Source organism: Labrys miyagiensis (assembly GCF_030160835.1).
Classification (GTDB): Bacteria; Pseudomonadota; Alphaproteobacteria; order Rhizobiales; family Labraceae; genus Labrys; species Labrys miyagiensis.
The window spans coordinates 60045-68861 of sequence record NZ_BSPC01000093.1 but is presented as its reverse complement, the minus strand read 5'-3'; the positions used below and the strand labels follow the sequence as shown (position 1 = coordinate 68861).

At 64.8% G+C, this 8817-nt stretch carries 10 protein-coding genes; 5 read left to right on the top strand and 5 right to left on the bottom strand.

Annotated features, from left to right (window positions below; all coding sequences use genetic code 11):
* Positions 1–79: 79 nt before the first annotated feature.
* The 5 genes from QQL24_RS34925 to QQL24_RS34905 all read right to left on the bottom strand — a co-directional run bounded on the left by QQL24_RS34925 (position 80) and on the right by QQL24_RS34905 (position 4908).
* Complete coding sequence (locus QQL24_RS34925; RefSeq protein WP_284316933.1) at positions 80–1039, bottom strand: branched-chain amino acid ABC transporter permease; 960 nt, start codon at positions 1037–1039, stop codon at positions 80–82.
* The gene (locus QQL24_RS34920; RefSeq protein ID WP_284316932.1) at positions 1039–1926 is read right to left on the bottom strand and encodes a branched-chain amino acid ABC transporter permease; all 888 of its coding nucleotides are present in this window, start codon (positions 1924–1926) and stop codon (positions 1039–1041) included. The genes QQL24_RS34925 and QQL24_RS34920 overlap by 1 nt, the downstream gene beginning before the upstream one ends.
* 281 nt (positions 1927–2207) lie before the next feature.
* The gene (locus QQL24_RS34915; protein WP_431310809.1) at positions 2208–3407 is read right to left on the bottom strand and encodes an ABC transporter substrate-binding protein; all 1200 of its coding nucleotides are present in this window, start codon (positions 3405–3407) and stop codon (positions 2208–2210) included.
* Positions 3408–3440: 33 nt separating this feature from the next.
* Positions 3441–4160 carry an ABC transporter ATP-binding protein gene (locus QQL24_RS34910; protein WP_284316931.1) on the bottom strand — a complete coding sequence of 240 codons (720 nt, stop codon included), beginning with the start codon at positions 4158–4160 and terminating at the stop codon, positions 3441–3443.
* Positions 4153–4908, bottom strand: a complete 756-nt coding sequence (locus tag QQL24_RS34905; RefSeq protein WP_284316930.1) for an ABC transporter ATP-binding protein — start codon at positions 4906–4908, stop codon at positions 4153–4155. Before QQL24_RS34905 ends, QQL24_RS34910 begins: the two co-directional genes overlap by 8 nt.
* Positions 4909–5402: 494 nt before the next feature.
* Here QQL24_RS34905 and dhaL point away from each other — a divergent pair, with 494 nt between their 5' ends.
* The 5 genes from dhaL to QQL24_RS34880 are packed head-to-tail and all read left to right on the top strand — an operon-like array spanning position 5403 to position 8792.
* Positions 5403–6014: a dihydroxyacetone kinase subunit DhaL gene (gene dhaL, locus QQL24_RS34900; RefSeq protein ID WP_284316929.1), complete on the top strand. Its 612-nt coding sequence runs from the start codon at positions 5403–5405 to the stop codon at positions 6012–6014.
* Complete coding sequence (gene dhaM, locus QQL24_RS34895; protein ID WP_284316928.1) at positions 6011–6394, top strand: dihydroxyacetone kinase phosphoryl donor subunit DhaM; 384 nt, start codon at positions 6011–6013, stop codon at positions 6392–6394. The genes dhaL and dhaM overlap by 4 nt, the downstream gene beginning before the upstream one ends.
* Before the next feature lie 15 nt (positions 6395–6409).
* The gene (locus tag QQL24_RS34890) at positions 6410–6691 is read left to right on the top strand and encodes an HPr family phosphocarrier protein (RefSeq protein WP_284316927.1); all 282 of its coding nucleotides are present in this window, start codon (positions 6410–6412) and stop codon (positions 6689–6691) included.
* A gap of 39 nt (positions 6692–6730) precedes the next feature.
* Complete coding sequence (locus QQL24_RS34885) at positions 6731–8320, top strand: putative PEP-binding protein (protein ID WP_284316926.1); 1590 nt, start codon at positions 6731–6733, stop codon at positions 8318–8320.
* Positions 8313–8792: a hypothetical protein gene (locus QQL24_RS34880; protein ID WP_284316925.1), complete on the top strand. Its 480-nt coding sequence runs from the start codon at positions 8313–8315 to the stop codon at positions 8790–8792. The genes QQL24_RS34885 and QQL24_RS34880 overlap by 8 nt, the downstream gene beginning before the upstream one ends.
* Positions 8793–8817 lie beyond the last annotated feature (25 nt).

Here is an 8817-nt window from a genome sequence, read left to right as displayed (position 1 = left end):
TGCACCACAGCTACCGCCCCGAGGCACTCAACACTTAAGGTGCACCAGTGAGCGGACGAGGACGTCCGCGCTTCCAGCCTCATTGTCCCAGCAACGCCTTCACCTTCCCCGCGATCCCCTCCCTGAACGCCAGCACGCAGATCACGAACACCGCGCCCTGCGCCACCGTGACCCAGGAGCCGAGCCCGGAGAGATAGGTCTCCATCGCCACCACCAGGAGGGCGCCGAGCATCGGGCCGAACAGGGTGCCGGTGCCGCCGACCAGCGCCATCAGCACCACCTCGCCCGACATCGTCCAATGCACGTCGGTGAGCGAGGCGAGCTGGAAGACGATGGCCTTGGTGGCGCCGGCGAGGCCCGCGAGCGTTGCCGAGAGAGTGAACATCAGGAGCTTGAAGCGCTCGGCGTCGTAGCCGAGGGAGAGCGCCCGGGGCTCGTTGTCGCGGATCGCCTTCATCACCTGGCCGAAGGGCGAATGCACGATGCGGTGGATGATGAACAGCCCCGCGAGCACGATCACCGCCACCATGACATAGAGCGCCATGTCGTTAGAAAGGTCGATCAGGCCGAAGAGCTTGCCGCGCGGCACGGCCTGGATGCCGTCCTCGCCGCCGGTGAAGGGCGCCTGCAGGCAGAAGAAATAGACCAACTGGGCCAGCGCCAGGGTGATCATGGCGAAATAGATGCCCTGGCGGCGGATGGCGAGCGCGCCGATGGCGAGGCCGAGGAGGCCTGACACCACCGTACCGCCGAGGATGGCGAGCTCCGGCGTCAGCCCCCATTCCTTGGCGGCGTGGGCGCAGACATAGCTCGCCATGCCGAAAAAGGCGGCGTGGCCGAAGGAGAGCAGGCCGCCATAGCCGAGCAGCAGGTTGAAGGCGCAGGCGAACAAGCCGAAGCACAGCACCTTCATCACGAAGATCGGATAGGCCACGAAGGGCGCCACCACGATGAGGGCGACCAGCAGCAGCATGAAGGCGCGGTCGCCCATGAGCTTGGCCGCGCCGGCGGGCGAGGCGGTTTGGCTTGATCCTGCCATCAGGGTGTCCTCCCGAACAGGCCGGCGGGGCGTACCAGCAGCACGATGGCCATGATGACGAAAACCGTCATCGCGGAGCCCTGCTGGTAGAAGATCCTGACGACGCCCTCGACGAGGCCGAGGCCAAAGCCGGTGACAATGGAGCCGAGAATCGAGCCCATGCCCCCGATCACCACCACCGCGAAGATCACGATGACGATGTCCGCGCCCATATTGGGGCTGACATTCGTGGTCGTCGCCGCCAGCACGCCGGCAAGCCCCGCCAAGCCGACGCCGAACCCATAGGTCAGCATCCTCAGAATGGGGACGTTGATGCCGAAGGCCTCGACCAGCCTCGGGTTCTCGGTGGCGGCGCGCAGATAGGCGCCAAGGCGCGTCTTCTCGATGACAAGCCAGGTGATCAAGCAAATGGCGAGCGAAAACAGGATTACGAAGACGCGGCTTTTCGGCAGGATGACGAAGCCGAGATTGACCGGCCCGGTCAGGCTTGCCGGCGGGGTATAGGGCACACCGGAGACGCCGTAGTAATTACGGAACACGCCCTGGATGATCAGCGCCAGGCCGAAGGTGAGCAGCAGGCCATAGAGATGGTCAAGCTGATAGAGCCTGGAGATGAACAGGCGCTCCAGGACGATGCCGAACAGGCCGACTCCCAGCGGAGCCAGGATCAGGGCCGGCCAGAACCCGATGCCGCAATAATTCAACAGCATCCAAGCCGCGAAGGCGCCCATCATGTAGAGCGCGCCGTGGGCGAAGTTGATGATGTTGAGCAGGCCGAAGATGATGGCGAGCCCCAGGCTCAGCATCGCGTAGAAGGAGCCGTTGATAAGCCCGAGCACGAGCTGGCCCAGCAAAGCCGGCAGCGGAACGCCGAATATCATCGTCACGGTTGAGCCTTCCTGCTGCGGGTGGTTGTTCGGAGTGATCTTTACTTGGCGAGGTCGCGCAGCCCCTCACCTTTATCCTCTCCCCGTAAGAACGGGGCGAGGGGACTTTGAGGGCGAGGCTCGGTGTGAAGCGGCTCACCTCGCCCAGCCGGTTGGGTGGGCGAGATGAGGCGTCGTCGAACAGATCTCAACGATTGCGCCCCCTCGCCCCGTTCTTACGGGGAGAGGATAGAGGTGAGGGGCAGCACTAACCTTTGCGGAAGAGTGCACCCCCCAACCCCTCACTTCATCGTGCAGCCGGAATCGGCCACCGACTGGAAGGCTTCCGCTGCCGGGATGGTGGCGAGCAGGTTGTAATAGTCCCACGGGCCTTTCGACTCCTCCGGCTTCTTGACCTGGAACAGATACATGTCGTGGGTCACGCGGCCGTTGGAGAGCACCTGGCCCTTGCCGAAGAGCGGGTCGTCGGTGGGCGTCGCCTTCATCCCGGCCATCACCTTGGTGGCATCCTTGCTCTTCGCCGCCTCGATGGCTTTCAGATAGTGCAGCACGCCGGCATAGACGCCCGCATGCACCATGGTGGGCATCTTGCCGCCGCTCTTCTCGGCGAAGTGCTTGGCGAAGGCGCGGGTGTTGTCGTTGAGATCCCAGTAGAAGGCCTCCGTCAGGACCAGGCCCTGCGCCGCCTGCAGGCCGAGGGCGTGTACGTCGCTGATGAAGATGAGCAGGCCCGCAAGGTTCTGGCCACCCTGGGTGATGCCGAATTCGGCCGCCTGCTTGATGGCGTTGACGGTGTCGCCGCCGGCATTGGCGAGGCCTATCACCTTGGCGCCGGAGGACTGGGCCTGCAGCAGGAAGGAGGAGAAGTCGCTGGTGGGGAAGGGCGCCTTGACGTCGCCGACGACCTTGCCGCCGGCCGCGGTGACGATCTTGGACGCATTGTCCTCCAGCGATTTGCCGAAGGCGTAGTCGGCGGTGATGAAGAACCACGAGTCGCCGCCGCGCTTCACCATGGCGCCCGCCGTGCCCTTGGCGAGGGCGTAGGTGTCATAGGTCCAGAGCAGCGTGTTGGGGGAACATTGCTTGCCGACGATATCGGTGGAGCCGGCGCCCGAATCGATGAAGATCTTGTTCTTTTCCTTGGTGACCTGGCTCACCGCCAGCGCCACCGAGGAGGTGGGAACGTCGAAGATGGCGTCGACGCCGTCCTGGTCGTACCACTGGCGGGCGATGCCGGCGCCGACATCGGGCTTGTTCTGATGGTCAGCCGAGACGATGTCGACCTTGATGCCCTTGTCGGCCGCCTTGAAGTCGTCGACCGCCATCTGCGCGGCGATCACCGAACCCTGGCCCGACAGGTCGGCATAGACGCCGGAGCGGTCGTTGAGCACGCCAATCTTGACCGAAATATCATCGGCATAGGCGCCGCCGAGGCTGACGCCGACCATGACGGCTGCCAGCAGCAAAGGCTTGAATTTCATCAAATATCCTCCCATTCCCAAGTTATGTAGGAGCTACACGCCGAGATAGGCGTGCAGCTTGTCGATGTTGGCTTCCAGTTCGGCATTGGGGATCATATCAATCACCTTGCCCTGCTCGATGACGTAGTGGCGGTCGGCTACCGTTGAGGCAAAGCGGAAATTCTGTTCGACCAGGATGATGGTGAAACCCCGCTCCTTCAGCCTGGCGATGGTGTGGCCGATCTGCTCGACGATCACCGGCGCGAGCCCTTCCGTCGGCTCGTCCAACAGCAGGAGATTGGCGCCGGTGCGCAGGATCCGGCCGATGGCCAGCATCTGCTGCTCGCCGCCCGAGAGCTTGGTGCCCTGGCTGGTGAGGCGCATCTTGAGGTTCGGAAACAGCGTGTAGATCTCCGCCACCGGCAGCCCGCCCGGTTTCACCACCGGTGGCAGCATCAGGTTCTCTTCCACCGAGAGGCTGGCGAAGATGCCGCGCTCCTCCGGGCAATAGCCGATGCCGAGCCGGGCGATCTGGCGCGAGGGCAGGCGGATGGTCTCCTGGCCGTCGAAGCGGATCGAGCCCTGGCGCTTGGCCATCACACCGATGATCGATTTCATCGTGGTGGTCTTGCCGGCGCCGTTGCGCCCAAGCAGGGTGACGACCTCGCCGGGGTTCACATCGAAGTCGATGCCGTGCAGCACGTGGGATTCGCCATACCAGGCCTGGAGGCCGCGCACGCTGAGCAGCGGAGCGGAACTTTTGGGATCAGGCATGGCCACTCCCGATATAGGCTTCGACCACGCGCGGATCGCTCGAGACGGTGTTGTAGTCGCCCTCGGCCAGCACCTTGCCGCGCGCCAGCACGGTGATGGTGTTGGAGAGCGTCGCCACCACCGAAAGATTGTGCTCGACCATCAGGATGGTGCGGCTGCGCGCAATGCGGCGGATGAGTTCGGTGGTGCGCTCGACATCTTCATGGCCCATGCCGGCCATCGGCTCGTCGAGCAGCAGCATTTCGGGGTCGAGCGCCAGGGTGGTGGCAAGTTCGAGCGCGCGCTTGCGGCCATAGGAGAGCGCGGAGGCCGGCGTAGCGAGAAAGTCCGAGAGGCCCACGCTGTCGGCGAGGGCGGCCGCCTCCTCGTTCAGCGAATCGAGCGTGCGCTGCGAACGCCAGAAATCATAGGAATGGCCACGCCGGCGCTGCAGGGCGATGCGGATATTGTCTTGCACGCTCATCTGGCCGAACACCGCCGAGATCTGGAAGGAGCGCACCAGGCCGAGCCGCGCCACCGCCGCCGGCTTCATGCCCGTGATATCCAGGCCCTTATAGGTGATGCGCCCGCTCGACGGGGAGAGGAAGCTGGTCAACAGGTTGAAACAGGTGGTCTTGCCGGCGCCGTTGGGGCCGATCAACGCATGCACCGTACCGCGTTGGATGGTGAGGGCGATATCATCGACCGCGCGAAAGCCCCGGAAATCCTTCGTCAAGCCTTCGGTCTGCAGGATTGTGTCTGCCGCCATGAACCGAACCGTCTTTCCTGCCCGCGTAATCCATTGTTTTGCCTTAGCTTGTCGTTCCCGGCCGGGTTCGTCAATGGCGATATGGCGTTAAATCTGACGCAAAGTTAGGCACGGGCATAAGCGGCGAAGAACAAAGGAATATGACGGAGCATCCCGGGATCGCAGGCATCCTTGCCCGCTTCTTCCATTGCCGGAGAGCGTGCCGTTTCCAAGAGCAGGCATCTCAGGGGCGGCCGCGGCGGTGTGCCGGTCTTCAGACCGGCATGCCTTGGACATATGTGGAAGATGCCGGTCTTCAGACCGGCATACCGGAGGCGCCATTTTTGCATGAGAATCGTTTTCCGGGCAGGCGAAATTGCAGTGATGGGTAGCTGTGACTCCCCATCACGCCACTTTTTCTTGCATTGTTTAGCGATCGGTGAAAAACTAAACAAATCGTTAGCGGGGCGTCGGCATTATCTGCACCGCGTGAAGTTGCAGGATGGGGCCGGACGATGGATCAACAGGCGAAAGAGCTGCTCATTCGCGCCGTCGCCGCCACTATTTTCGATCATGCCGATGAACTGACCGCCCTCGACCAAGCCATCGGCGATGGCGATCATGGCATAAACCTCAAGCGTGGCTTCGAAGCGGTGCTGGCCGAACTGCCCGGCCTTGCAGCAAAACCCTGGCCGGACCTCTTCAAGGCCGCCGGCATGGCGATGGTGATGAAGGTTGGCGGCGCCTCCGGACCACTCTTCGGCACATTCTTCATGGAATTTGGCAAGGCCATCGGCGCCGAGCCCGACCGGGCCGCGGTGGCTGCGGCTTTCGCCAAGGCGATCGAGGCGGTCAAGGCACGCGGGCGTTCGGAAGGCGGGCAGAAGACGCTGCTCGACGTGTTGATCCCCGTCAATACGGTCCTGGCCGATGGCGGCGATGCTGCGGCGATCAACGCCGAAGCCGCTGCCGCGGCCGACAGAACCGTGCCGCTCAAGGCGATCCGCGGCCGTGCTTCCTTCCTGGGCGAGCGCTCGATCGGCCATATGGATCCGGGCGCACGCTCCTCCTCGCTGGTCATCATGGCAGCAGTCGACGCGCTCAAGAATCAGGGTTTCGTGCAATGACGGTGAGTATCGTGATCGTCTCCCATTCGCCCAAGGTCGCCGAGGGGGCGGCCGATATGGTGCGGCAGATGGTGGGCCAGGCGGTGCGTCTGGCCTGGACGGGCGGCGATCCCGGCGGGGGGCTCGGTACGGATGTCGCCAGGATCATCGCGGCGATCGACAGCGTCTGGTCGGAGGCGGGCGTTGCCGTCCTAGTCGATCTCGGCGGGGCCGAGACCAATGCCGAGATGGCGATCGAGCAGCTCGACGAGCACAAGCGCGATCTCGTGGTCATCTGCAACGCGCCGGTGGTGGAGGGCGCCGTGATCGCGGCAACCGAAGCCTCGGGCGGTTCCTCCCTCGCCGCCGTCCGCGACGCGGCCGAAGATCTGTATGGCTGAGTTGATATGCTGGACATGGACAGGACATTGACCGGCAAGGCCCTGCTGACCAACACGATTGGCCTTCACGCCCGGCCGAGCGTGAAACTCACCCAGCTTGCCAAGCGTTTCCAGTCGAGCATCCAGCTGGCGCTGGGGGAGGCCGGGCCGTGGATCGATGCCAAGAGCCCGGTGAAGGTGATGCGAGCCCGGGCGCCAAAGGGCTCGACGCTCTATTTCAACGTCGCCGGGCCGGATGACGAGGCGGCCCTGGCGGCGATCCTGGCCCTGATCGAAAACAAGTTCGGAGAAGAGTAAGATGCGAGGCGGGGGGCTTTGTAGCGGGGAATGTGGCAGATGACCGAGAGGCGGCTCACGGGACGTTCTGCCTCGCCCGGGCTCGCCGCCGGCCCAGTCTTCGTGATCGGCGGCCCGGCGCCGCATCGTGCGCCCGCTCTGCTGGACGAGGATGGCGAGGCCGCCCTGCGCCAGGCCATCGATGCGGCCCTCACCGACCTCGTTGCCCTGGTCGCGAAAGTCGACGAGGAGGGGGCCGATATCATCGGCTTCCAGATCGCCATGCTGGAGGACGAGGCCCTGTCGGAAGGGGCCTTCGATGCCATCGCCGCCGGCGTGTCGCCGACTCATGCCTGGCGCTCGGCGCTCGATGCCGAAATCCTCGATTACGAGCACAGCGAGGATCCCTATTTCCAGGCGCGCGGCGTCGACCTTGCCGATATCCGCGACCGCGTGCTTGCCCATCTCACCGGCACGGCCGGCCCCGCCCATGCGCCGGCGGGTTCAATCCTGATCGGCGAGGAGGTCGCGCCCTCCCTGTTCCTGTCGACGGACTGGAGCAAGGGCGGGGGCGTCGCGCTCGCTAGCGGCTCGCCTTCCTCGCATGTCGCCATGCTCGCCCGCAGCCGTGGCATTCCCATGGTGACGGGGCTGGGGCCGCTCGGTATGGCGGAGTACGCCATTCTGGACGGGGAAACCGGCATGGTGACCTTGGATCCCGGGCCGCAGGCGCTGGCGGGGCTGGCGCCTGCCCTCGCAGCCAGCAAACAGGCCAATGCCCATGCCGAGGAACTGGAGGCCAAGCCAGCCTTCCTTTCCGATGGCACGCGGATCGAGGTGATGATCAATATCGCCTCGCCGGCCGATATCAAGGGCTGCAGCCCGGAGATCTGCGACGGCATTGGGCTGGTGCGCACCGAGTTCCTGTTCGAGCCCGGCCACCCCCTGCCGAACGAGGAAAGCCAATATGCCGCCTATATGGCCATCGCGGCCTGGGCCAGCGGACGCCCCGTGACCTTCCGCACCCTCGATGCCGGCGGCGACAAGCCGGTGCTGGGGCTGACGGACGCGAGCGAATCCAACCCGTTCCTGGGCCTGCGCGGCTTGCGCCTTTCTCTTGCCCGGCCGGAGGCCTTCCGGGTCCAGCTCAGGGCCCTCACCCGCGCGGCTGTTCATCACGACATCCGCATCATGCTGCCGATGGTGACCGTTCCTTCCGAATTCGCCGAGGCATCGGCCCTGCTCGATGCGGTGGTGGCCGGCCTGGTGAGGGAGGGAACGGCCTGCCGCCGTCCGCCTCTCGGCATGATGGTGGAGGTGCCCGCCGCGGCGCTTGGCGCGCTGCGCTTTGCCGCCGACTTCTATTCCATCGGCTCCAACGACCTCACCCAATATACCATGGCGGCGGCGCGCGACATTTCGACGGTGGCGGCCCTGCACGATGCCAGCAATCCTGCAGTGCTCGAATTGATGGGGCGTACAGTCGGAGCCGGCAGGGTGCGCAAGGTTCCCGTTTCCATCTGCGGCGATGCGGCGGCGGATATGCGCCTCGTCCCCCAGCTTCTCGGCCTTGGACTGACATCATTGTCGGTCCCACCTGCCTTCGTCGGCCGGGTGAAGGCGGCAATTGAGAGTTTCGCGAATGTCTGACGCCAAGGAAATCAGTGCCCGTTCGATCGCCGCCTACAAGCTGATGCTGCGGCGGGCGCTGGACAATCGTCCCTCCGGCACGCGCCTCAAACTGGCGGCGGCGCTTGGCACCAACCGCTCCTTCATCTCGCAGATCACCAATCCCGGCTATCCGATCCCGATCCCCGCGCAGCATCTCGACGTCATCTGCGAGGTCTGTCGCCTGGCGCCTGCCGAGAAGGCGGAGTTCCTCGAAGCCTACCATGCCGCCCATCCCGGGCGGGCCACCGGCCAGAACCGCCAGGCGCAGAGCCGCAACCTGACGCTGACCTTGCCCGATCTCGGCGACGAGCGGCGCAACCAGGCCATGGAGCGGGCCATCCTCGATTTCGCCGCAAGCCTCGTCCACTATACCCGCGAGCTCGACCGCCGCCCCAAGGGGGAAGGCGGCGTTGCGCCGGGCGAGCTCGAACCACCTCAAGTCAATCAATAAGCCGACGATCCGCTCGGTGTCGCAG